Here is a 25290-nt window from a genome sequence, read left to right as displayed (position 1 = left end):
ATGGGGGCAATCGCTGACGAAAGACAGACGGGCCATGTCCTGAACGAGAACGTCCCTCCTGCTCCAATCCTTATGAACCTGCTGTCCCGCAAGGCTTCGGCAGGCCTCTCCGCCGATTGTCGGCTCAGGCTTTTTTGTCGGAAATTTCTTAGAAACTACCCTCCGTTTCTGACAAACTTTCTCAATACGCCCAATATATAATGAGAACCATAAATTTAAACGGGTGGTGTAGAGGAATGAGTAAAAGCAATGTGGTGAATTTGCCGGAGTGGACAAGAGCAGGAAGCAAAGAGACAAGCCAAAAAGAAACTTGGGGAGCACGCTTCAAAATGTGGAGTCAGAATCAGCGCTTTCTCCAACTGCTTGCCGCGAAGAAATGGATGATTCTGCTGAGCTTCATGGGATTCCTGCTGGGACGAGCCATGATCCTTGACGAGCTTTCTCCTTTTGCCGCCGCCTTCTTCGCCGTTGTTGTGTTTTTGCGCAGAGACTCTATTCTTCCGGTTGCCGTAGCCCTTGTGGCTGGAGCCCTCTTCACTCCGTTTCCCGGTGCACTGGTTGTTGCCGCCGAGCTGGTTATTTTTTTCCTGATCTACAGGGGGATGGAGAGCTTTCAGCGAATTGATCTGTCCTACGCACCTTTGATGGTATTCGTGTCTGCTTTTATGGTGGGACTGTTCCAAATGGTGATTGGCCCATCCTTTGCCTGGTATTCGATGATGATGATGACCCTGGACGCCTTGCTGGGATTTGTACTTACCCTTGTATTCTTGCAGGCGCTTCCCTTACTTACCTATAAGCAAAAAAGCCGTGTGCTGCGCAACGAGGAAATTCTCTGCCTCATTATTCTGCTGGCTTCAGTCATGACTGGTCTCGTCGGTTGGACGGTAAGCGGTTACTCGCTCGAACATATATTGTCGCGGTATCTGATCCTGCTGTTTGCTATGGCGGGTGGCGCGCCTCTTGGGGCTGCCGTCGGTGTTGTAACCGGGCTGATCCTGAGCCTGGCTGACATTGGCGCCATCTATCAGATGAGTCTGCTGGCTTTCTCCGGCATGCTGGCCGGAATGATGCAAGGAGGAAAAAAAGGAGCGGTTGCTATCGGCATGCTGCTGGGTTCGAGCATACTTTCCGTCTATTTTACCGGTCCGGGTGATATGCTGGCTTCGACCTGGGAGACTTGCGCTGCTATATTAATATTTTTGCTGACTCCGAAGGGGCTGATTACAGCCATTGCCAAATACGTGCCGGGCACTGCGGACCACAGCCGTTCCCAGCATGAGTATGCCCGCAGGGTCAGGGATATTACGGCAGAAAGGGTGACACAATTCTCACAGGTGTTTCAGCAGCTCTCCAGCAGCTTTGGGCAGATTCCCCGGGCCGCCGAGGCAGGGAAGTCAGACCGTGAGATGGAGGATTTCATGAATACGGTCACGGAAGGCGCCTGCTCGGGCTGCATCCGGCGAACACATTGCTGGGATGCGAAGTTCTATCAAACGTACCGATATATGACGGATATGATGACCACTGTTGAAGAATGCCCCGACATTACGGCGGCCCAGCTGCCCCCTGAGTGGAGCCGTATTTGCGGCAAGACGGGGGAGGTGCTCGAGGTGATGAAAGGGCAATATGACCTTTACCAGCATGATATGCGGTGGAAAAGACAAATATACGACAGCCGCCAATTTGTTGCGGAACAGTTGTCCGGGGTGTCCCAGGTCATGGAGGATCTGGCCCGGGAGATTAAACGGGAGGGACAGGCGATGTACCGCCAGGAGAGCCAGATTCGTGAAGCTTTGGAGAAGCTGGGACTCTCCATTCATGCCATTGAGATTCTCAGCCTGGACCCCGGACGTGTTGAAATTGAGGTCGTGCACGCCTATACCCGTGGATTTGACGAATGCCGCAAAATGATTGCGCCGCTCCTCTCCGACATTCTTGATGAGAACATTGCTGTCATCAGCGAGACTGCTGTACATCCCCGGGAGGGTTTGTCGATGGTCACCTTTGGTTCAGCCAAGGCCTATGAGGTGAACACAGGCGTAGCCGGTGCGGCCAAAGGAGGCGATATGCTGTCGGGGGACAGCTTCAGTACGGTAGAACTGGGCAACGGAACCTTTGCGGTGGCCATCAGTGATGGAATGGGCAATGGGGAACGGGCAAGAATGGAGAGCAGTGCGGCGCTCTCGATGCTGGAGAAGCTGCTGCAATCCGGCATGGATGAGAAGCTGGCCGTGAAATCGGTCAACTCGATTCTGCTGCTGCGTTCTCCAGATGAATTCTACGCCACGGTGGATATGGCGCTTATCGACCAGTATTCGGCGCAGACTACCTTTATGAAGATTGCTTCGGCTCCAAGCTTTATCCGCCGGGGCAGCGAGGTGATTCCGATAACGTCCAGCAATCTGCCCATAGGGATCATTAAAGATATTGATGTCGACCTGATCAGCATGCAGCTGCACCCGGGGGACATTCTGATTATGATGACCGATGGTATTTACGATGCACCCGGTTATGCCGTTAATAAAGAAATATGGATGAAGCGGATGATTCAGGAGCTGGAGGGGGACGATCCGCAGGACCTGGCCGACAACCTGCTGGAGAAGGTTATCCGCTATCAGGGCAACGACATCCATGATGATATGACCATAGTTGTCAGCCGCCTCGATCATTTCCATCCGGAATGGTCCAGTCTGCATCTGCCCGGTGTCGGCCGGATGGAGCGCCCGCGTACGGTGAGCTAGTCTGGACATGCATCACCCGTTCTCCATCTGAGTTTGGAATCTCTCATTTCTGGACATGCTAGAAATAGAGCTTTCAAACCAAGGGGAGGGATAGGCCGTGAAACAAATATTGCTGATTACTGACGGATGTTCGAATGTAGGGGAGAGTCCGGTGATGGCGGCGGCGCATGCCCTGCAGGAAGGAATTACGGTCAATGTGGTCGGCGTTGTTGATTATGGAACGATCGGGGAGCTGGGCAGCCGCGAAATTGCGGATATTGCCAAGGCGGGTGGCGGAATCAGCAGGATTGTCGGAACGCCGCAGCTGGCCCAGACCATGCAGATGATGACACGCAAAACCGTGGTTCAGACGATTCAACTGGCGGTTAATAAAGAGGTAAAAAAGATATTGGGCGAGGGCTCCCTGGAAGAACTGCCGCCGCTGCAGCGCTCCCAGGTCGTGACCGTTGTGGATGAGCTTACGGAAACGTCGGACCTGCGCATTGCGCTGCTGATCGATACGAGTGCAAGCATGAAACCGAAGCTCAGTGCCGTTGAAGATGCAATCCGGGATTTGGCTCTTAGTCTGGAAGCCCGTGAAGGCAAAAGCGAAATTGCTGTATTTCATTTCCCGGGGCGCTTAAGCGACGGGGCGGATCTGGATATGGACTGGACAAATGATGTATCCGGTGTCCGCTCGCTTTTCTCCCGGCTGCGGATGAAAGGGGCCACACCGACGGGACCGGCCATTTTCAGGGTGCTTGAACACTATCGTTATGATACACTGGATGGATATCGTGACCGCCGCCCGGCGGAAGATCAAGGTGAAGGGGAAGGGATGATTGGTGGGTATGTCGTCTAATCCGCCCTATCCTGCCGGTACCGTTGTTGCAGGCAAATGGCGGGGGAACCGCTATGTTGTGGAACGGCTGCTGGGAAGGGGCGCTAACGGAACCGTATATCTCGTAAAGAGAGAGGGAAGACGGGAATGGTATGCGCTAAAAGTCGGATACGATACACTGGATCTGCAATCGGAGATTAATGTGCTGACTTCTCTGCAATCTTGCCGCAAGCGCAATGAACACCGCGCCCGCCGTGAGAATCCCCTATCGTCCTTTTTACTGGAGGCCGATGATTTTGTAGACGGGAATAATGTTCCTTTTTACGTGATGCGTTATGTGCAGGGCAAGCCGCTGCATCTTTTTTTATCCAAGAACGGCCCTTCCTGGCTGGGGCTGGTGGGGCTAAAGCTGCTGAACAATATACGGAAGCTGCATGAATGCGGGTTTGTCTTCGGGGATTTAAAGCCGGAGAATGTAATGGTATCGGATTACGGGGAAGCTGAATTGATTGATTTTGGCGGGGCAAGCCCGATTGGCCGCAGTGTGAAGCAGTTCACCGAGTGGCATGACCGCGGCTTCTGGAATGCCGGCAGCCGGACGGGGGATGAGGGCTATGATTTATTTGCCTTCGCCATTTTATGCCTGCGATTGCTCAATGAGCAGGGGCTGAAGACAGCGGCCACCCAGCTGCCGCAGACCAGAAATGTGGAAGAACTCCTGAGGCTGGCCCGGACTCTGCCGGATAAGAAACTGGCCTCCTGGCTGATATTAGCCATAAAGGGCGGATTTTCAGGATCAGAGCAGGCCATGCAGACCTGGAAGGAGCATATTTACACCCCGCGAACGGCTAAGCAGGAGAACATAGCAACACCCCGCTGGCTGAAGAGTGCTTTTGCGCTATCCTTATTTGTACTTGCCATTACGATGTTTTGGTTATTCCGTTTGTAACAAAATACATACAGCTGGATGCTGACCCTGCCCGGGCAAGCCATGTAAACCACCGGTCAAGAAAAGGAGCCGCTTATGGAGCAATTGAATGGACTGGTAGAGTCTGTATTGGAATCTGCGGCCGAACATGAGCTGTGGTCCCCTCATGACACCATAGTAGTCGCAGTCTCCGGAGGGCCGGACTCTGTGGCTCTTTTGCATGTTCTGCATGAAATTTCGCTTACCCGGACACCGCTGTCCTTAATATGTGCCCATGTCAATCACGGGTTTCGGGAAGAATCACGGCAGGAAGCCGAGCTTGTCCGGAGTTTGGCTGCGGAGCTTGGGATTCCCTTTGAGCTGGCGGAATTCGATATTCCGTCTGTGATGAAAGAAAGCGGCCTTGGACCCGAAGGGACCGCCCGGGAGAAACGATACGAGTTTCTTATTGAGACTGCCCGCCGTTACGGTGCCCGCAGTGTTGCGCTGGCCCATCATGCCGACGACCAGGCTGAAACTGTAGTCATGCGGCTCTTGCGCGGCAGCGGTCTTGCGGGCCTTGCCGGTATCCGGTGGAAACGAATCGAAAAAAAGGTGGAACTCATCCGCCCCTTTCTCCGTATTAACAAAACGGCTCTTGTCGGGCTTTGCAAGGAGCAGGGTTATACGTACGCCGAGGATGCCAGCAATCTTCTGACCCACTATACACGTAATGCCATTCGGCTGGAGGTATTGCCTTTTCTGGAGAGCTATAATGGAAAGGTGAGGCAATCGCTGCTCCAGCTTGCGGATATAGCCGGAACGGAAGACGAATTCATGGAGACGGAGACGGCAAAATGCTTTGCAGGAATCGTTTCGGCCAATCACGGCAAATATACCTTTGAAAGAGCAGCGTTTGCGGCCGTACCCGCCGCTTTACAACGGCGTTTGATTAAACTAATATTAAATTATCTGTCGGCCGGTTCATCGTCCGCGGATTTCCCCAAGATTGAATCCGTACGCCGGGGAACGCTGCAAGAGCAACCGACTACTTGGATACTGGATCTGGGCGGAGGTCTGACTTGTGTGCGGCAATACAATACCATTTTGTTCTCGTCCAAGCCTCCGAAGCGGCAGGTAAGCTATACATATCAGCTTTCTTTACCCGATTCCAGGTTATGGCTTACGGAAATAGGGAAAGTAATGACGATGACGTTGCTGGAACGAGTAGACTTTTTTACACAGGGGGAGGACTCCGGGAAGTTGTTGGCATGGTTTGATGGCGATGAGCTGATCCTGCCGCTCACCATTCGTTCCCGATTGCCTGGAGATACCATAAAGGTTATGGGATTAAACGGAAGCAAAAAGGTAAAGGATATTTATATTGATGACAAAATACCCGCTTCCGAACGCTCAGTCATCCCCCTGGTTTGTGATGGTTTGGGCAATATCGTCTGGATTCCGGGCGTAAGACGCTCGATGCATGCCGCGGTAGGGCGGCACACGACCTCCGTAGTTTTGCTGTTCCTGGAAGAGGCGGGGAAGAGCGAAGTAACGTAATGGTCGAAGTAAGTCTTTCATAGTATATCTTAGGAGGTTCGCAAGTTGCAGAACGATATTCAGGAGATTTTGATCAGCGAAGAGGAAATCCAGCAGAGAATCCGGGAGCTTGGCGCTCAGCTGAGCATAGAGTATGCCGGGCGCACCCCGCTGGTGATCTGTGTTCTAAAAGGTGCGTTTATATTTATGGCAGATCTGGTTAAAGTCATCACAGTACCTGTTGAGATGGATTTCATGGCTGTATCCAGTTATGGAGCATCAACGAAATCGTCCGGTGTGGTCAAAATCATCAAGGATTTGGATGTGCCGGTGGAAGGACGCGATGTCCTGATTGTTGAAGACATCATTGACAGTGGCCTTACGCTCAGTTATTTGATTGAGCTGCTGCAAGCCCGTAATTCGAAGTCTATCTCTGTTGTTACCCTGTTCGACAAACCGGCAGGACGCACCGTTAATCTGGAAGCCGGATATACAGGCTTTGTATTGCCTGATGAATTCGTAGTTGGCTACGGATTGGATTATGCCGAGCGGTATCGCAACCTCCCTTACGTCGGAGTGCTGAAGCCTGAGATATATTCCAATTGACCTATTGACAGCTGCAGATCATTCCGATCAAGCCCAGGACCTTACAAATTTGAGGTGTCCCGGCAGGCTATGGTACAATAACTTGAGTGTTGTGAGAGGAGGTAGGGGATGAATCGGTTCATCCGGAATTCTGGTTTTTATTTGATTTTATTTTTAGTTGTGGTGGGCATTGTCCAGTTTGTGAGCAATGGAAATGAAGCCGCCGATTTCCCTAGATACGACCAATTAAGGCAGCAACTCGAAGCAGATAATGTGAAGGAAGTGACAGTGCAATTCGAGGACAATGCCTTTTTGGTAACCGGTAAATACAAAACGGTTCCGCAAGGTGTGAAATCGGAAAGCTTCTCCACATACATTCCTCCTACAGATTCAGCTATCGATGAACTGGTCAAGTTGAGCGAGAGCAACAAGATTCAATACACACAAAAGAAGATGGAGGGCAACAGCATCTGGCTGACGTTCCTCTCTTCCATTATTCCGCTGGTTATTATGTTCCTCCTGTTCTTCTTCCTGTTTAACCAGGCTCAGGGCGGCGGCGGAAAAGTGATGAATTTCGGCAAGAGCAAGGCCCGGTTATATAATGAAGAGAAGAAGAAGATCAGCTTCGAGGATGTTGCAGGGGCTGATGAAGAGAAGCAAGAGCTTGTCGAGGTCGTGGAATTCCTCAAGGATCCCCGCAAGTTCGCTGCTGTAGGTGCACGGATTCCTAAGGGCGTACTGCTTGTCGGTCCTCCCGGAACCGGTAAAACCTTGCTGGCCCGTGCGGTGGCGGGAGAAGCCGGAGTTCCGTTCTTCAGCATTTCCGGTTCCGACTTTGTGGAAATGTTCGTCGGTGTCGGGGCTTCCCGTGTCCGTGACTTGTTCGAGAACGCCAAGAAGAATGCCCCTTGTATCATCTTTATTGATGAGATTGATGCTGTTGGCCGTCAACGCGGCGCCGGACTCGGCGGCGGACATGATGAACGTGAACAAACACTCAACCAGTTGCTCGTTGAAATGGATGGTTTCGGCGGCAACGAAGGAATCATTATTGTTGCGGCTACCAACCGTGCGGACATTCTCGACCCTGCCTTGCTTCGTCCGGGACGTTTTGACCGTCAAATTACGGTTGACCGCCCTGACGTGAGGGGCCGTGAAGCTGTACTGAAGGTTCACTCCCGCAATAAGCCATTGACCAAAGACGTGAGAATGGATGTAATCGCTAAGCGTACTACAGGCTTCTCCGGTGCAGATCTGGAGAACTTGCTGAACGAAGCTGCGCTCCTCGCAGCACGCCGCAACCGCAAAGATATCTCAATGCGTGAAGTGGATGAAGCGATTGACCGTGTAATCGTAGGTACTGAGAAACGCAGCCGCGTGATCAGTGACCGCGAGAAACGCATCGTTGCGTATCATGAAGCGGGTCATACCATTGTTGGTTACTTCCTGGAACATGCTGATATGGTACACAAGGTAACTATCATCCCGCGCGGTCGCGCAGGCGGATATGTCATTATGCTTCCTAAAGAGGACCGGATGCTTGTGACCAAGCAGGAACTGCTGGATAAAGTAACCGGGCTGCTTGGCGGCCGTGTAGCTGAGGAACTGTTCATCGGTGAAATAGGTACGGGTGCTTACAGTGACTTCCAGCAAGCTACGCGTATTGTACGCAGCATGATTATGGAGTACGGTATGAGTGATAAGCTTGGACCTTTGCAGTTCGGATCAACCCAAGGCCAGGTTTTCCTGGGCCGTGATATTGGGCATGAGCAGAACTACAGTGATTCCATTGCTTATGAAATTGATCAGGAAATGCAGAACTTTATCCGCAGCTGTTATGAACGCTGCAGAGAGTTGCTGACCAAACATTCCAAGGAAATGCACCTGATTGCCAATACGCTGCTTGAGAAGGAAACACTTGAGCTGGATCAGATTAAAGAACTGATCGAACAGGGTTACCTGAGCGAGGATGGCAAGAAGGAAGGACACGACGATACAATCAATGAAGCCGGGGAACCCGTAATTGATTCGATCGGTGATGTACGTGTCCGCATCCAAGGCAAGACGGAGGATGAGCAGTCAACAACTCCGGATTTGTCCAAGGATATTCCGAATAATCCGAATCCGGAAGGTGACGGTACGGATAATGGCAGCAATAACAACAATGGCGGCGGCGGAAGCCTCTCCTAGCAGTCCAGGAATTTCATGAACTAAAGATATCCGGAGAACGCAACTGTTCTCCGGATTTTTTGTATCCTTTTGCAGCGGTTAGCAGGGCTATATCACGCACGGGTTACATTGACAGGGGCTGGAACGTTGTGTACATTAGTGATTAATATTACTTAGGTGAAAAGGTATAAGGGGGAGAACATCCGTGGAAGCTCTGGCGCTCCAGCATAAGCAGGAACAGAATCGCGAACTTCGTGTACGTCTCGAACAGCTTAAGAAAGAACGGAATGCTATCATTCTGGCACATTATTATCAACGTGATGAAATTCAGGAGGTTGCTGATTTTCGGGGCGACTCTTTTTTATTGGCTCAAAAAGCTGCTGAGACTGATGCGGAAGTTATTGTATTCTGCGGAGTTCATTTCATGGGAGAAAGCGCCAAAATTCTGGCTCCGGGCAAAACGGTAATTATTCCCGATGAACGTGCGGGCTGCCCGATGGCCGACATGGTAAATGTAGAGGGTCTGCGTAAGCTTAAGGCTGAGCATCCCAACGCCAAAGTAGTTACCTATATCAACTCGTCTGCAGAGATTAAAGCAGAGACAGATATTTGCTGTACTTCTGCCAATGCGGTCAGAGTTATAGAATCACTGGACGCTGAGGAAATCATCTGGGTGCCGGACAAAAACCTGGGCCAATATGTTCAGGATCAAACCGGCAAAAAGATGATTATCTGGGAAGGCTATTGCAACACTCATGATATGCTCACCGTCAAGGATGTAGTAGAAATGAGAGCCAAATATCCGGAGGCTGAGTTTGTCGTTCATCCCGAATGCCGCCCGGAGGTTGTGGCCATGGGTGATTTTGTGGGAAGCACCACAGCCATCCTTGAGTATTGCCGTAAATCGGACCGCAAGCAGTTCATTGTTGGAACTGAAGATGGAACCGGGTATCAGCTCCGTAAGGACAGCCCGGATAAAGAATTCTTTTTTGCTACAAAGTTTCTTGTATGTCCCAATATGAAAGTGAATAATCTCAAAAAACTGGTGAAATGCCTGGAGACGATGAAGCCGCAAATTTACGTACCGCCCGCTGTCGCCGACAAAGCCAGAACATCCCTAGAGCGCATGCTACAAGTCCGGTAGCATGCGCTACTCTTTCGTTGAAACAGGTGAACAGCGGTCATGATACCCCAATATTTGGTTGATTTTGATCTTCAGGAAATTCCCAGAGTACAGACGGATTGTATTGTTATCGGTTCAGGCATTGCCGGGTTGTTCACAGCGATCCAAGCCAGTAAAGACCGCCGTGTCGTAATGATAACCAAAAAATCGGTTATGGAGAGCAACACACGTTATGCACAAGGGGGAATTGCCGCCGTCATCGCAGAAGATGATTCTCCGGCATACCACCGTCAGGATACTTTAATGGCTGGAGCTGGACTGTGCTCTTCTGCTGCAGTTGACGTATTGGTTAATGAAGGCCCCGAAGGTGTACATGAGCTGATTCGGCTCGGGACCTTGTTCGACAAGGAGGATGGGGTTCTGGCCCTCACCCAGGAAGGAGCGCATAGTCATCGCCGCATTCTTCACGCCAATGGGGATGCTACAGGCTATGAAATTGTGCGCGCTCTGGCTGAGCAGGTAGCCGAACACGAGAATATCGAGGTGTGGGACGATCATTATGTAATAGACCTCATTACGGAGAATGGGGAATGTGTAGGCGTGCTGTTACAGCGGTCGGGTGGTGGGCGTCTTTTCCTGCAGGGAGACGCCACTATCCTCTGTTCGGGGGGCGCAGGCCAATTATACCGTTACACTACCAACCCTGAAGTAGCAACTGGAGACGGAGTGGCCATCGCCTACCGGGCCGGCGCTCAGATACGGGACATGGAATTTATCCAGTTCCATCCGACCGCACTCAGTTATCCCGGAGCGCCCCGGTTTCTGATTTCCGAGGCTTTGCGTGGAGAAGGTGCGGTGCTGCGCAATATTAAAGGGGAGCGGTTTATGGACCGCTATCACGAGCTGTTGGAGCTCGCGCCCCGTGATATTGTAGCCCGGGCTATTGTCAGTGAGATGGAACTGACCAAATCGACCTTCGTCTATCTGGATATTACGCATGAATCCTCAGACCTGGTGAAACACCGGTTTCCGACGATATATGAGACATGTATGGGCTATGGTCTGGATATTACAACGGATTGGATTCCTGTAGCCCCGGCTGCGCATTATATGATGGGGGGCATCAAGACTGACCTGTACGGTGAGAGCAGCCTCTCCCGGCTGTTCGCCTGCGGCGAGGTCTCCTCTACAGGATTGCACGGTGCTAATCGTCTGGCGAGCAATTCCTTGTCGGAAGCTGTTGTATTTGGACGGAGGATTATTGAACGCATCCGTGAGCTTGCGCCGCTGGGGCGGGAGGTGCTCTCGGTCAGCAGCCGGCTCGGACGCTTAGAGTCGCCTACACAGGCCATCGTGGAACGCAGGCTGAAGCTCCAGAAGGTTATGGTCCGTTATGCCGGATTACGGCGCAATCAGGAAATGCTGCTCAAAGGGCTGGAAGAATTGAAACGGCAGCTGCCGATCTTCGGGTCCATGCTGTCCAAACGTGAAGAATACGAGTTCGCCAATATGTTGACCTGCAGTTTGCTGGTAACAGAATCGGCACTGGCCAGGGAGGAGAGCCGCGGAGCACATTACCGTGAGGATTATCCGCAGCGGGATGATGCACAGTGGCAGAAGCATCTGCTCCAGATTCGCGAACTTGGAATAGTGGAGGAATTAAGTGATGATGTTTAACGGCTATAATGAAGAGTTAGTGCAATCGATCAAATACTGGCTGCAGGAGGATGTTGGCTCAGGGGATATAACTACCCGGACCACCATTCCCGCTGGCCATGAGTCCAAAGGCATTATCCATGCCAAAGAAGATGGCATCATCTGTGGCGTGCCTGTAGCAGAACTGGTATTTGAGATTGTTGATCCGTCATTGACCTTTAAAGCCCTTGTAAAGGAGGGTCAAGCGGTCAGTAAAGGAACCGTGATTGCCGAGGTGGAAGGCAGCACTCATGCCATCCTGACCGGTGAGCGTCTGGCGCTTAATCTGATGCAGCGTCTGTCCGGTGTGGCTACCCGGACGTCTTCATTTGTGCAGGCCCTGGAGGGACTGCCAACAAGGCTTGTGGACACCCGCAAAACGACACCCGGGCACCGGATGCTGGAGAAATATGCGGTTCGCATCGGGGGGGGAGCCAATCACCGGTTCGGCCTGTATGATGCGGTGATGATTAAGGATAATCATATTAAAGGGGCAGGCGGGATTCGGCAGGCTGTAAGCCGTGCCCGGGCCAATATCCCCCATACCATGACTATTGAAGTAGAGACTGAAAGTCTGGAGCAAGTGGACGAAGCCATCGCTGCCGGAGCGGATATTATTATGCTCGACAATATGTCGGCCGAAATGATGAAGACTGCAGTCAGCAGGATTCATTCGAAGGCGCCGCATGTCAAGACTGAAGCCTCAGGCAACGTGTCGCTGGAAACCGTGCGTGAAATGGCAGAATCCGGCGTTGATGTGATATCGGTGGGCCGCCTGACGTATTCCTTCTCCAGTCTGGACATCAGCCTGGATCTGAATGGAAAAAAGGAGGGCACACAATCATGATGCTCGCCGTAGATATCGGAAATACGAACATTGTCCTTGGAGTATATAAACAGCGTGAGCTGCTGCACCATTTTCGGCTGAGCACAGCGCGGCAAAATACTGTTGACGAATATGGTGTACTGATTCACAACTTGTTTCATATGGCGGATATCTCTGTGAAGGATGTGGAAGGAGTTATTATTTCTTCCGTAGTGCCGCCGCTGGTTCAGGTTATTGTAGATATGTGCGAGAAATATATTGGCAAAGAGCCGTTGCTGGTGGGGCCCGGGATTAAGACCGGGCTCAATCTGCGCTATGAGAACCCGCGCGAAGTGGGTGCTGATCGCATTGTTAACGCCGTTGCGGCCATTGAACAATACAAATGCCCGCTTGTGGTCGTTGATTTTGGCACGGCAACTACCTTTGACTGTATTGATGCCGATGCCAATTACCTTGGCGGAGCCATTGTTCCGGGCCTCGGAATTTCAACGGAAGCCCTGTATCAACGGGCTTCCAAGCTGCCGCGGATTGAGCTGGAGAAACCGAAAAAAGTAATTGGACGCAACACGGTCCATGCCATGCAGGCCGGGATTATTTTTGGCTATGCGGGTCAGGTTGAAGGGATTGTAAGACGGATCAAGGTTGAGATGAATGCGCCCCAGCTCAAGGTCATTGCCACCGGGGGGCTGGCTTCGCTGATAGCAGGGGAAACAGACTGTATTGACGAAGTTAATCCGATGCTTACACTGGAAGGTCTGCGCATTATTTACGACCGTAATAAATAATATACTAAGCCGGAACAGGCGAAAGGGCAGGAGGAGTATGCACACAATGGAAATAAAGAAGGATCGCCTGATCCGCGGAACTGCGATGAACGGCAGGGTCAGAGCCTTTGCTGTCCGTACGACGGGACTGGTGGAAGAGCTGCGCCGCAGACATGATACGTATCCGACAGCTACAGCCGCACTGGGGCGTACGCTTACCGCTGCAGCCATGATGGGTGCCATGCTCAAAGGTCAGGAGAAGCTGAGCATTAGAGTGAAAGGCAATGGCCCGCTGGGTCAGGTTGTCGCTGAATCCAATGCACTTGGAGAAGTTCGGGGTTATGTGCATCATCCTCACGTACATTTACCAAGCAACAGTGCAGGCAAGCTTGATGTCGCGGGAGCTGTGGGTACAGAAGGATTTATAGATGTCATTAAGGATTTAGGCATGAAGGAGCCCTACCGGGGCAGTATCCCCATTGTATCGGGAGAGCTTGGTGAAGATTTTACGTATTATTTCGCGGTTTCTGAGCAGACACCTGCTGCGGTAGGTCTGGGGGTGCTGGTCGACACCGATAATTCGGTTCTGGTGGCCGGAGGTTTTATCGTACAACTGCTGCCGGGACTGTCCGATGCCGAAATTACCGAGATTGAAAAAGCGGTAGGCGCAATGCCTTCCGTCACCTCACTCCTCGACCAGGGGCTGGAGCCGGAGGAGATGCTGCATTTGCTTTTGCCGGATGTCATAGTCATGGATGAACTGGAAATCAGGTTTGCATGCCAATGTTCACGTGAACGGGTAGAGCAGACATTGGTCAGTCTGGGCCAGCATGAACTGGAGCGTCTCATTGAAGAGGATGATAAAGCGGAAGTGGTCTGCCATTATTGCAATGAGGCGTACGTGTTTGATAAAGAAGAGTTGCAGGTAATCCTGGATCAAGCGAAATCCTAGGGCAATGAGATGATGACCAGACAAGAACGCGCGCTGCGTAATGCCGTAATTTTACTTGCTGTGGTGACAATCATGCTGGGTGGGCTCCTGTTCTGGAGCCTGCGTGTTATGGCTGCGCTAAAGGGAGATGTATCCGAAACGGAATCACCCGATGTTGCCTCTGCGGGAGGACAGCCGATAACGGATCAGCAATGGGTGGATGAGTTGAAAAAAAAGCATGGTGATGAAGTGCTGATTGCCATGCTTAATCATATCGTGGTGAGCAAGGAAGCCGAAGCCTTTGATATCACCGTGACTGATGCTGAGGTGGAGAAGGAGCTGGAGCTTACGATGGCCGGCTATGGGTCGGAAGAGCAGTATTATGCCCAAATGGAGACCGAGTTGGGTCTCTCCCGTAAGCAAGTGCGTGAAGAAATTGTCTATCGTCTTACCTTACAAGCAGTAGCAACCGCCGGAATTACGATCAGTGATTCAGAGATTGATGATTATTTAGCGAGCAATGCAGAGCGGTTCCTTCCTAAAAAAGAGATGCAGCTCTCCATGATTACTGTCTCCGCCTATAAAGAGGCAGAACGGGTGATGGATCGTCTGGAGCAGGGAGAAGAATTTGCCGCTTTGGCCAGAGAAGTCTCTATTGATGAAGAAAGTGCCGTGAATGGCGGGAGTATAGGAATGGTGGAAGAAAATGATCCTTTCTGGCCGGAGGAGCTGCTGGAGACAGCGGCGGGCCTGAACACAGGGGACATTGCAGGACCGCTTGTGAACGGGGATAACTATGCAATCATCCGCTTAGAGAAGATCACCATGCCGAAGCAGCCCTCTGAGAAGGAGCTTCGGGCCCAGGTTCGGCAGGAACTGGCATTGGAGCAAGCGGCGCCTCTGCAGCAGCTCGAGAGTGATTTGCGCGCCAAGTATGACACTTCAATAAATATTGACAACAGCTTGCAAGATTGATAATATGAAATTATTGAAATACCTACTGATTTAGTCGGAAATAATTCGTTTACCATCCCAAGGAGGTCTTTTCTCATGGCTAAAGTCGTCAATAACGTAACAGAACTGATCGGGGGCACTCCGCTCGTTCGTCTGAACCGCACTGCTCCTGAAGGTGCTGCTGATATTTATCTGAAGCTGGAATACCAGAACCCGGGTGCGAGCGTCAAGGACCGGATTGCCATCAGCATTGTGGAAGAAGCGGAGAAAGAGGGACTCCTCAAACCGGGCGGCACCATTGTTGAGGCGACCAGCGGCAACACAGGTATCGGTCTTGCACTGGTAGCGGCAGCCAAAGGGTATAAAGCGGTTATCGTTATGCCGGAAACCATGAGCCTTGAGCGCCGTAACCTGCTGCGCGCCTATGGAGCGGAGCTGGTATTGACTCCAGGATCGGAAGGCATGAACGGAGCGGTTAAGAAAGCAGAGCAAATTCTCAGTGAGAACCCTGATTATTTCCTCGCTGAGCAATTTAAGAATAAAGCGAACGTGAAGATTCACCGTGAAACCACCGGACCGGAAATTGTAGAAGCCATTGAATCCATTGGCGGACCCCTCGATGCTTTTGTGGCCGGTATTGGTACAGGCGGAACCATCACGGGTGCTGGCGAAGTGCTGAAGAGCAAATACCCTGATGTGAAGATCTATGCCGTTGAGCCTGCGGCATCTCCTATTCTGGCCGGCGGCAAGCCGGGCCCTCACAAGATTCAGGGGATTGGCGCCAACTTCATTCCCGATATCCTGAATCAGGATATCTATGATGAAATTATTCACGTGGAGAATGACGAAGCCTTTGAAACGGCACGCCGTGTTGCCAAGGAAGAAGGCGTTCTGTCCGGCATTTCCTCAGGCGCAGCGGTATTTGCCGCCATTAAAGTGGCTAAGGAACTGGGTGCCGGCAAAAAAGTGGTAGTTGTTATCCCAAGTAATGGCGAACGTTACCTGAGCACTCCACTATACAACTTTGAAGTGTAATTTATAAGATTTTCCCTATAGGGGGCCTTCCTTTCGCGGCGTGATTGCGGATGAAGGCCTTTTTTTAGTGCCCGGGCTTTTCAAAAGTGCCTGCAGTACAGTATACTGACAGGCAATATACAAAAGGATGCTTACGAAGCCCTTTGGTTACGAAGACTAATCAGGGAGCTAAGCTTCACAAAACTTTAGGGGGATGGATGTGAACATCTTAACGGCTTGGCAGGAATGGGAACGCTGGGCGAAAGAAGACTGGAGCATGTTCCCTATGCTTATACAATCACCCCTGAAAGGCGGGCTGCCCTCTTCCTGGATGAAGGCCTGGGAGATGGCCTCTCCTTATTCGGTGGTCCTGGAGAGCGGCAAATCCGGTCGCTATACGTATTTGGGTCTGCGCCCCGTTTCGGTTTTGCAGGGAAAGGAAGGCACTGCCGAGGTGCTTAGTCTTTCCGCCGAAGCAGGCGGCAGTCTGGCGGATGATATAAGGTACGAGCGGCAAACGCTGCATGGGTTACCTTTACAGCTGCTGCAGGAGTGGATGGCGGAATTTCGTTCACCGCCATTATCTGCAGGGGAGCTGCCACCGTTTACCGGAGGCGCCATCGGCTTTCTCGGCTACGATGTAGTCCGTTCGCTGGAGCGGCTGCCTCTTCTGGCCCAGGACGATCCCGGTTTTCCCGATTATCTGTTCATGCAGCTGGAGGAGGTATGGATTTACGATCATGAAGAGGAACTGCTCTATTGCGCGGTCCATACGCCAATTCAAGCTTCTTTTGCCGTAGAGGATTTGAGACAGCTCTATAGTCAGGCTGTGGAGCGGGCAGAGGGCATGATGGAACAGTGGCGTAGCCTGTCAACGGCAGCAGCCTATTGCATGGAAGAGGCCGAAGAAGCTGATGAGAGCCGGGCGGCTTCGGGCGAATGGCCCGGCATGACTTCGGGCTTCTCGCCCGGGCAGTTCCAGCAGGCCGTGCTGGACGTGCAGGAATACATCCGCAAGGGGGATGTATTCCAGGTGAACCTCTCGCTGCGCCAGGAAGCGCAGCTGAAATCTGCGCCGGAGGCGGTATACGAATGGCTGCGCAAGCTCAACCCGTCCCCGTACATGGGGCTGCTGCGGTCGCCCGGCTTTGCGCTGTCCAGCGCCTCGCCGGAGCTGCTGGTCAAGCTGCATGGGGACAGGGTAAGCGCGCGGCCCATCGCCGGCACCCGGCGCAGGGGGCGGACTCCCGCTGAGGATGCCGCCATGGAGGCGGAGCTGCGCGGGAGTGACAAAGAGATTGCCGAGCATATTATGCTCGTCGATCTGGAACGCAACGACATCGGCCGTGTCGCTGCCTATGGCACGGTCAGCGTGCCGGAGCTGATGACCGTGGAACGTTATTCTCACGTCATGCATCTCGTTTCGCAGGTGGAGGGCCGTCTGGCTCCCGGCAAAGATGCCTATGATGTAACGGCGGCCTTATTCCCGGGAGGCACCATTACCGGAGCGCCTAAGGTAAGAACCATGGAGATCATTGAAGAGCTGGAGCCGGTCCGGCGGGGTCCCTATACGGGATCGCTGGGCTGGATTGACTATAACGGCAATATGGAATTAAATATTATTATACGAACGCTGGCCGTGAAGGACGGGATCGGATATATACAGACGGGAGCCGGCATTGTGATCGATTCCGATCCGTACCGGGAGTACCGGGAATGCCATAATAAAGCCAAAGCGGTAGTGAAGGCGGTGCTGTGCAGTGAAAGACAGCAGGAGGCCCAAACCACCAAAGGCGCCGAAGGGGAGGCAACACTATGATTTTGGTCATCGATAATTATGATTCCTTTACGTATAACCTCGTGCAGTACTTAGGTGAGCTGGGGGAGGAAGTGAAGGTGTACCGCAACGACGAAATCACTATCCAGGGAATTGAAGAGCTGGCCCCGGATCATATCCTGATCTCTCCTGGGCCTTGCACGCCGACAGAAGCCGGCATTAGCCTGGAAGTGCTGCACCATTTCAAGGGCGTGATTCCAATTTTCGGGGTTTGCCTGGGGCACCAGGCCATTGGACAAGCCTTTGGCGGGAAAGTGATCCGTGCCGAACGTCTGATGCATGGCAAGACCTCGCCGATTCACCATCAGGGGACATCGGTATTTGAAGGGCTGGAATCTCCGTTCACAGCCACACGTTATCATTCTTTGATCGTGGAACGGGAAAGTCTGCCTGATTGTCTGGAGATTACAGCCGAGACAGCTGAAGGCGAGATCATGGCACTGCGCCATAAGGACTATCCGATAGAAGGTGTACAATTCCATCCGGAATCGATTATTACCAATCATGGTCACACGATGCTGCGCAACTTCCTGAAACGGAGTGCCGGAGAGCCGGCATGAACTATATAGGTTTGAACGGGGGCGTGGTGGACGCCCGGACTCCTGTAGTTTCCGCCCTGGATCACGGCTTTTTGTATGGCATGGGTTTGTTTGAAACCTTTCGTACCTACAAAGGATCGCCGTTCCTGCTGGAACGGCATGTTAAAAGGCTCGCGGACGGCTGCCGGCAGCTCGGTATTCCGTTTGTGCCTGATCTGGAGTACCTAAAGAGCTGGATCACAGCGGTTATGGAGGCCAACCGGCTTGAGGAAGCTTATGTACGCTATACCGTAACGGCTGGTGAGGATATCCTGGGGCTGCCTGCGGGAGACTACCATACACCGACTCATTTGCTCTATATCAAGGCGCTGCCGGTTGTGCCGGATACGCTTTACACGCAGGGCAGGCCGCTCCAGCTTCTGTTGACCAGACGCAATACGCCGGAGGGGCCGTTACGTCTGAAGTCCCTCCACTACATGAATAATATTCTCGCCAAGCGTGAGCTTAGCGGATATGCCTCTGCCGCCTACGGAGCGGAGGGGTTAATGCTGACCGCAGGGGAGGCGATTGCTGAGGGGATTGTCAGCAATATCTTTTTTGTAAAAGATGCTGTGCTCTGCACCCCCGATTTAAGCACAGGGATTCTTCCTGGAATTACCCGGGAAATGGTGCTGGAACTGGCCCTTGCTGCCGGGATAAGAGTGGAAGAAGGGATTTATGGCTGGGAACAGCTAAAGCATGCGGACGAAGTATTCATGACGAACTCCGTACAAGAGATCGTTCCAGTGACAACGTTGTGGCAAGAGGATCATCAATGGCTGGTGAGTGAAGGCCGCTGCGGCCCGTTAACCGGACAGCTAATCCATCTATACAGAGAAAAGGCGGGGCTGTAATTATGAAGCCAATCCTCTACAAGCGGACCTACCGCTGCGGAGAAACAGAACTGACACTGGGAACACGAACGTTAATTATGGGTATTCTGAATGTGACTCCGGACTCTTTTTCGGATGGCGGATTGTGGGATGAACCGAAGAGGGCTGCCGAACATGCGCTGCAAATGGCTGCAGACGGTGCAGATATCATTGATATTGGCGGAGAATCGACAAGACCCGGCCACGAGCCGGTCAGCCTGGAGGAGGAGCTCGCCCGTGTGCTGCCTGTCATTGAGAGCATTCACCGTGCCGCTCCCCACTTACCCTTGTCTGTAGATACCTACAAAGCGGAAGTAGCACGCCAAGCTCTGGCTGCCGGTGCACATATCATTAATGATGTATGGGGCTGCAAAGCCGACCCCTTAATGGCCGCGGTGGCTGCAGAAGCGGAATGCCCGATTATTGTTATGCACAATCGCCACGACCGCCGCTATACGGATCTGATCCCCGATATGATTGCGGATTTGCAGGGAAGCGTGAACCTTGCGTTGGAGGCGGGAGTGAAGCCTTACAATATAATTTTGGACCCCGGTATCGGATTCGCCAAGGATTACCATGAGAATCTGCAAGCCATGATGTCGCTGGACAGTCTGCATGCACTGGATTATCCTCTGCTGCTCGGAACGTCCCGCAAAAAATTCATCCGCACCGTACTGGATTTGCCGCCGAATGATGTTGTAGAGGGAACGGCTGCTACGGTGGCCTTCGGTATTGCCCAAGGCTGCCAGATTGTCCGTGTGCACGACGTAGCCAAGATCAAACGGACTGTCGCGATGTGTGACGCTATGCTCTATACCGCTGCACCGCGGGTCCAGGGATAAATAATCAGTTGGACAAATTATATTCGCACCCAAAAGGCGGTTTGGCAAATGGATAAAATGATGCTGCATAGAATGGAATATTACGGTTATCACGGAGTATTTGAAGAAGAACGCAAGCTGGGACAGCGTTACTATATTGATTTGGAGCTGGAATTGGATTTGCAGGGCGCAGGACTGAACGATGACCTGGATCAGACCGTCAACTATGCCGAAGTGCATACGCTGGTCAAGAACATTGTCGAAACAAAGTCCTTTAAATTAATTGAAGCTTTGGGAGAACATATTGCATCCGCGTTACTGGACACTTATACTATTATCAATGCAGTAACGGTCAAAGTGACCAAACCGCATCCGCCGTTCGACATTCATTTTCAGGGAGTGACCGTAGAACTGCGAAGAACGAGGAAGTGAGACCCAATTGATGAATAACCATTCCACCTCTGAGGAATCAGAGGCTTATATTGCTTTAGGGGCTAATCTGGGGGACCGTGAGGGGACCCTGGTTGAAGCCTTACACCAACTGGAAGATTCCGAAGGTGTTCAAGTCGTTCGTTGTTCGGGAGTATATGAGACTGAGCCTGTGGGTTATTTGGACCAGCCGCAGTTTCTGAATATGGCAGCATTGCTGCGAACTACACTCACACCGGAAGCCTTGCTGAATGTCATGCTGGAGATTGAGAACCGGCTGGGCCGCACACGAGATGTCCGCTTTGGGCCGAGGACAGTAGACCTTGATTTATTATGGGTAGAAGGCCGGTCACTGGATGTTCCGGAATTAACCCTGCCGCATCCGCGTATGTTTGAGCGTGCCTTTGTCCTGGTGCCTCTTAACGATATCGTTCCACAGAATGAACATTCCGGACTTCGAGGTCTGATCACCAAAGCGCTGGAGGACATCGATGGAAAGGAAGGAATTCGGCTGTGGACAACAAGCGTATGGGACGGCGGGTCCGGGCATTCCGTAAGCTAAAGGGATATACCCAGCAGGAGCTGGCGGATCACGCCGGGATTTCCTTGGCTGTACTTGGTGCAGTTGAGAGGGGTAATAGACGTTTAGAGGATCAAATTTTAAATAAAATTGCGGATGTTCTCGGGGTTTCCACCGAAGAACTCGCAAATCCATCTTAGATATAAAAGTAGAGGAAGTGAACCGAATGCTGAAGATTGGCGGCATTGAAATGAAGAACCAGGTCGTTCTGGCCCCTATGGCTGGCGTATGCAATCCGGCATTTCGTTTGATTGCCAAAGAGTTCGGCACAGGTTTGGTCTGTGCGGAAATGGTGAGTGATAAAGCGATCCTGCACGGCAATACGCGGACCCGCGAGATGTTGTTCGTGGACGAACGGGAGAAACCGCTGAGTCTGCAGATTTTTGGAGGGGACCGCACGTCGCTGGTGGAAGCCGCCAAAGTGGTGGATAAAGAGACAAACGCTGATATTATTGACATTAATATGGGCTGTCCCGTGCCGAAAGTGACCAAATGCGATGCGGGTGCACGCTGGCTGCTGAATCCGGATAAAATATATGAAATGGTCTCTGCGGTTGTTGATGTCGTGGATAAGCCCGTAACAGTCAAAATGCGGATCGGCTGGGACAGCGAGCATATCTTCGTCGAAGACAACGCGCGTGCAGTCGAGCGGGCCGGCGGTCAGGCAGTCAGCGTACATGGTCGGACACGGGAACAGCTGTACACCGGCCACGCCGACTGGAATTATATCAAAATGGCCAAAGAAGCGGTATCCATTCCGGTTATCGGCAACGGGGATGTGAATACCCCTGAAGATGCCCGGGCTATGCTGGATCAGACCGGATGTGACGGTGTCATGATCGGCCGGGGAGCGCTTGGCAACCCGTGGATGCTGTATCGCACGATTCAGTACTTGAGCACGGGGGAATTGCTGCCGGAACCGGGTGTCGAAGAGAAGATCAAGGTTGCAATTCTGCATATGGATCGTCTGATTGCGCTTAAGGGCGAAGCTGTTGCTGTACGCGAGATGCGCAAGCACTTGGCTTGGTACCTGAAAGGTATGAAAGCTGCGGCACGGGTTAAGGATGTCATTATGGAAAAAACCCGGCGCGACGAAATGGTGAACATTTTGAATGAGTTTGTCGAACAGATTAAGAACGAAGAATCCGGCGGCAATAAGGGCGTTGAGGCATCGCTCTCAGCGGTTTAAGGGTAATTTACGTGACATTTCCTGATTACACGGAGCATTATATGTGGCATCATTGACATTTTGTAGCGGTTCCAATATAATTTCTCAGTATAAAATCGCCGTTACAGTTAAGTAAGGTGCAGCAAGGAGGGTTCTTATCCCTCCAGATTCGCATATAGTTATGGTGTTTTCAATAAATGTATACGACAGGAGAATCGGTTGAGATGAGCGATAAAGAAGTCATCCTTACCCCAGACGGGCTAAAGCGCCTGGAAGAAGAACTGGAGATCCTCAAATCCGTGAAGCGCCGTGAGGTTGCCGAGCGGATTAAGGTAGCGATTGGTTACGGAGATATCAGTGAGAACTCCGAATATGAAGACGCGAAGAATGAACAGGCCTTTATAGAGGGACGCGTAATCACTTTGGAGAAGATGCTCCGCAACGCGCGGATTATCAATAGCGACGAAATCGTTACTGACGTGGTGAGTATTGGCGTTACTGTAAGTGTTGAGGATATGGAATATGGCGATATCATGGAATATACCATTGTCGGCACGGCCGAATCCGACCCGCTTAATAACAAGATTTCCAACGAGAGCCCTGTAGGCAAAGCCATTATCGGCAAGAAAAAGGGCACCATTGTTGACGTAAGCGTTCCTGCCGGCGTTATTCAATATAAAATCCTCGATATTCGCATGAAGTAACAGACAGACTTTGCGTCTGCCAATAGAGTGGCTGCCACTGTATACCGCTTAGGGTATGCAAGGCAGAACAAGGGAACATGTTTGGGAAAGCTTCCTTAGGGAAGCTTTTTCAACATTATCAATACCCTTCATTGAAAAATACGGGTGAACACATACTGCTTGTATTTGGAGCTGGAACGGGACTGTCTTCTGCTACGTTGACGGAGCCGTTTCTTCTTGTGTATATGACATTACTTGAGTGAATAGGGGATGAAGAGCATGACCGAAGAAATGAACAATGCGGACAATGTGGAGATGCCAGAGAATGAACTGAGTGAGCTGCTGCAGATCCGCCGTGCCAAATTGGACGAGCTGCGTGGACTAGGAATTGACCCGTTCGGCAAAAAATATGAGCGTACAGCTAACGCAGGAGATCTCATCGCGAAGTATGACGGAATGACTAAAGAGGAACTGGATGAGCTGGCCGTAGAAGTTAGTATTGCAGGCCGTATTATGGCTAAACGTGTTATGGGTAAAGCCAGCTTTTCACATGTGCAGGACCTTAGCGGCAAAATTCAGCTTTATGTGCGGCAGGACAGTATTCCTGAAGCCCAATATGCAGCCTTTAATGTTCTGGACCTGGGCGACATCATCGGTGTTCGCGGAACGGTCTTCAAGACCAAGACGGGTGAAACCTCCATTAAAGTAGACAATCTCGAAGTTTTGTCGAAATCCCTGCTGCCGCTTCCTGAGAAATACCATGGTCTAAAGGACGTGGAGCTCCGTTATCGCCAGCGTTATGTCGACCTGATTATTAATCCGGAAGTTCAACAGACCTTTATTGCCCGTTCCCGGATCATTCAGTCGATGCGTCGCTACTTGGATTCTCTTGGCTACCTTGAGGTGGAGACGCCAACCCTTCATGCAATTGCCGGGGGAGCCGCTGCCCGTCCGTTCATCACACATCATAATACGCTGGATATGCAGCTGTACATGCGGATTGCCATTGAGCTCCACCTGAAACGCCTGATTGTAGGCGGACTCGAAAAAGTGTACGAAATCGGACGGGTTTACCGCAATGAGGGGATTTCCACGCGTCATAATCCGGAGTTCACCATGATAGAGCTGTACGAAGCTTATGCCGACTATAAGGATATTATGCATCTCACCGAAAGCATGATTGCCCATATTGCCCAAGAGGTGCTCGGCACACAAAAGATTAACTACCAAGGTCATGAGATAGATTTAACGCCACAATGGCGCCGGGTTTCAATGGTTGATGCCGTTAGGGAAGTGACCGGTGTGGATTTCAGCGTTCATATGAGCAATGAAGAAGCACAACGCCTGGCTAAAGAACATCGTGTGCCGGTTGAGAAGCACATGACCTTCGGACATATTCTTAATGCTTTCTTTGAACAGTTTGTGGAAGAAACGCTAATTCAGCCTACCTTTGTAACAGGTCATCCGGTTGAGATCTCACCGTTGGCCAAGAAGAATGATCAGGACCCGCGCTTTACTGACCGTTTTGAGCTGTTTATCGTAGCACGCGAGCATGCCAATGCTTTCAGCGAGCTGAACGATCCAATCGATCAGCGTCAGCGTTTTGAAGCTCAGATTTCGGAAAAAGAACAAGGCAACGATGAAGCTCATGAGATGGACGACGATTTCATCCGAGCTTTGGAGTATGGCATGCCGCCTACCGGCGGGTTGGGCATCGGTGTAGACCGTCTCATTATGCTGCTGACCAATGCTGCTTCGATCCGTGACGTCTTGCTGTTCCCGCATATGCGCAACCGTACTGAATAAGCAGGCTGCCCTGTTAATACAACCCCTGCCAGAGAAGACTGCAGCGCTGCAGTCTTCTCTGGCAGGGGTTGGCTATTAGGGTAGTGACCAGTATAAGCAGTACTAGTTAAAATTCATAGAGTGATATATTGAAAAAAGTCTTGCAATAGTATGTCGATCCATGATATATTATATTTCTGGCCGCGAGACACCAAGTTGAAGCTCAGAAAGAAATTAAAAAAAGAGCTTGCATTAATCGGCCGGACATGATATATTATAAGAGTTGCTGGTGACGAGATAATCGCCGCTAACAACGAGCTTGATCTTTGAAAACTGAACAACGAGTGAGTGGGAATTCACGAAAGTGAAATCCAAACAAAGAGGATTCTCACAGCATGCAAATGCGGGAGATGAATCGGTAGAGAATGCAAATTCTCGTCAGATGTTTCAAAATGAGCAATCGCTC

The 25290-nt window shown here is 51.5% G+C and carries 23 protein-coding genes; all 23 read left to right on the top strand.

Annotation, left to right across the window (positions count from 1 at the left end; genetic code table 11):
* Positions 1–236 precede the first annotated feature (236 nt).
* The 23 genes from spoIIE to lysS all read left to right on the top strand — a co-directional run bounded on the left by spoIIE (position 237) and on the right by lysS (position 24845).
* Positions 237–2744, top strand: a complete 2508-nt coding sequence (gene spoIIE, locus IEY53_RS30095) for a stage II sporulation protein E (protein WP_189031446.1) — start codon at positions 237–239, stop codon at positions 2742–2744.
* Positions 2745–2841: 97 nt separating this feature from the next.
* Entirely contained in the window at positions 2842–3585 is a 744-nt protein-coding gene (locus IEY53_RS30090; protein ID WP_189031445.1) for a vWA domain-containing protein, read from the top strand.
* A complete protein-coding gene (locus tag IEY53_RS30085; protein ID WP_373293959.1) occupies positions 3575–4513 on the top strand; it encodes a serine/threonine protein kinase in 939 nt (312 codons plus the stop codon). Before IEY53_RS30090 ends, IEY53_RS30085 begins: the two co-directional genes overlap by 11 nt.
* A 75-nt stretch (positions 4514–4588) precedes the next feature.
* Positions 4589–6031 carry a tRNA lysidine(34) synthetase TilS gene (gene tilS / locus IEY53_RS30080; protein ID WP_189031444.1) on the top strand — a complete coding sequence of 481 codons (1443 nt, stop codon included), beginning with the start codon at positions 4589–4591 and terminating at the stop codon, positions 6029–6031.
* A gap of 45 nt (positions 6032–6076) precedes the next feature.
* A complete protein-coding gene (hpt, locus tag IEY53_RS30075) occupies positions 6077–6616 on the top strand; it encodes a hypoxanthine phosphoribosyltransferase (RefSeq protein WP_189031442.1) in 540 nt (179 codons plus the stop codon).
* A gap of 108 nt (positions 6617–6724) precedes the next feature.
* A complete protein-coding gene (ftsH, locus tag IEY53_RS30070; RefSeq protein WP_189031440.1) occupies positions 6725–8785 on the top strand; it encodes an ATP-dependent zinc metalloprotease FtsH in 2061 nt (686 codons plus the stop codon).
* 184 nt (positions 8786–8969) lie between these two features.
* Entirely contained in the window at positions 8970–9908 is a 939-nt protein-coding gene (gene nadA, locus IEY53_RS30065) for a quinolinate synthase NadA (RefSeq protein WP_189031438.1), read from the top strand.
* Positions 9909–9947: 39 nt separating this feature from the next.
* A complete protein-coding gene (gene nadB, locus IEY53_RS30060) occupies positions 9948–11564 on the top strand; it encodes an L-aspartate oxidase (protein WP_189031436.1) in 1617 nt (538 codons plus the stop codon).
* A complete protein-coding gene (gene nadC / locus IEY53_RS30055; RefSeq protein WP_189031434.1) occupies positions 11554–12429 on the top strand; it encodes a carboxylating nicotinate-nucleotide diphosphorylase in 876 nt (291 codons plus the stop codon). The genes nadB and nadC overlap by 11 nt, the downstream gene beginning before the upstream one ends.
* Positions 12426–13193, top strand: coding sequence for a type III pantothenate kinase (locus IEY53_RS30050; protein ID WP_189031432.1), 768 nt, complete (start codon positions 12426–12428; stop codon positions 13191–13193). The genes nadC and IEY53_RS30050 overlap by 4 nt, the downstream gene beginning before the upstream one ends.
* 46 nt (positions 13194–13239) lie before the next feature.
* Entirely contained in the window at positions 13240–14124 is an 885-nt protein-coding gene (hslO, locus tag IEY53_RS30045) for an Hsp33 family molecular chaperone HslO (protein ID WP_189031430.1), read from the top strand.
* Between the two features lie 9 nt (positions 14125–14133).
* Positions 14134–15078, top strand: coding sequence for a peptidylprolyl isomerase (locus tag IEY53_RS30040; RefSeq protein WP_189031429.1), 945 nt, complete (start codon positions 14134–14136; stop codon positions 15076–15078).
* A 75-nt stretch (positions 15079–15153) separates the two neighbouring features.
* Positions 15154–16092, top strand: a complete 939-nt coding sequence (gene cysK, locus IEY53_RS30035) for a cysteine synthase A (RefSeq protein ID WP_189031428.1) — start codon at positions 15154–15156, stop codon at positions 16090–16092.
* A gap of 256 nt (positions 16093–16348) precedes the next feature.
* On the top strand, positions 16349–17890 hold the full coding sequence (locus tag IEY53_RS30030; protein WP_373293960.1) for an anthranilate synthase component I family protein: 1542 nt from the start codon (positions 16349–16351) through the stop codon (positions 17888–17890).
* Complete coding sequence (gene pabA / locus IEY53_RS30025) at positions 17887–18468, top strand: aminodeoxychorismate/anthranilate synthase component II (protein ID WP_189031426.1); 582 nt, start codon at positions 17887–17889, stop codon at positions 18466–18468. Before IEY53_RS30030 ends, pabA begins: the two co-directional genes overlap by 4 nt.
* A complete protein-coding gene (locus IEY53_RS30020; RefSeq protein WP_189031425.1) occupies positions 18465–19340 on the top strand; it encodes an aminotransferase class IV in 876 nt (291 codons plus the stop codon). Before pabA ends, IEY53_RS30020 begins: the two co-directional genes overlap by 4 nt.
* A 2-nt stretch (positions 19341–19342) precedes the next feature.
* Positions 19343–20200, top strand: coding sequence for a dihydropteroate synthase (gene folP / locus IEY53_RS30015; protein ID WP_373293958.1), 858 nt, complete (start codon positions 19343–19345; stop codon positions 20198–20200).
* 48 nt (positions 20201–20248) lie between these two features.
* The gene (folB, locus tag IEY53_RS30010; protein ID WP_189031424.1) at positions 20249–20611 is read left to right on the top strand and encodes a dihydroneopterin aldolase; all 363 of its coding nucleotides are present in this window, start codon (positions 20249–20251) and stop codon (positions 20609–20611) included.
* Between the two features lie 10 nt (positions 20612–20621).
* Positions 20622–21170 carry a 2-amino-4-hydroxy-6-hydroxymethyldihydropteridine diphosphokinase gene (folK, locus tag IEY53_RS30005; RefSeq protein WP_189031499.1) on the top strand — a complete coding sequence of 183 codons (549 nt, stop codon included), beginning with the start codon at positions 20622–20624 and terminating at the stop codon, positions 21168–21170.
* Entirely contained in the window at positions 21122–21328 is a 207-nt protein-coding gene (locus tag IEY53_RS30000) for a helix-turn-helix domain-containing protein (protein ID WP_189031423.1), read from the top strand. Before folK ends, IEY53_RS30000 begins: the two co-directional genes overlap by 49 nt.
* A 26-nt stretch (positions 21329–21354) precedes the next feature.
* A complete protein-coding gene (gene dusB, locus IEY53_RS29995) occupies positions 21355–22377 on the top strand; it encodes a tRNA dihydrouridine synthase DusB (protein WP_189031421.1) in 1023 nt (340 codons plus the stop codon).
* A 203-nt stretch (positions 22378–22580) separates the two neighbouring features.
* Positions 22581–23060, top strand: a complete 480-nt coding sequence (gene greA, locus IEY53_RS29990) for a transcription elongation factor GreA (RefSeq protein ID WP_189031419.1) — start codon at positions 22581–22583, stop codon at positions 23058–23060.
* A gap of 258 nt (positions 23061–23318) precedes the next feature.
* A complete protein-coding gene (gene lysS, locus IEY53_RS29985; protein ID WP_189031417.1) occupies positions 23319–24845 on the top strand; it encodes a lysine--tRNA ligase in 1527 nt (508 codons plus the stop codon).
* The last annotated feature ends 445 nt before the right edge of the window (positions 24846–25290 follow it).

This window comes from Paenibacillus albidus (genome assembly GCF_014644435.1).
GTDB lineage: Bacteria > Bacillota > Bacilli > Paenibacillales > Paenibacillaceae > Paenibacillus_AQ > Paenibacillus_AQ albidus.
Note: the sequence above shows the minus strand (reverse complement) of the source record. Positions and strands in the feature narration are given on the sequence as shown.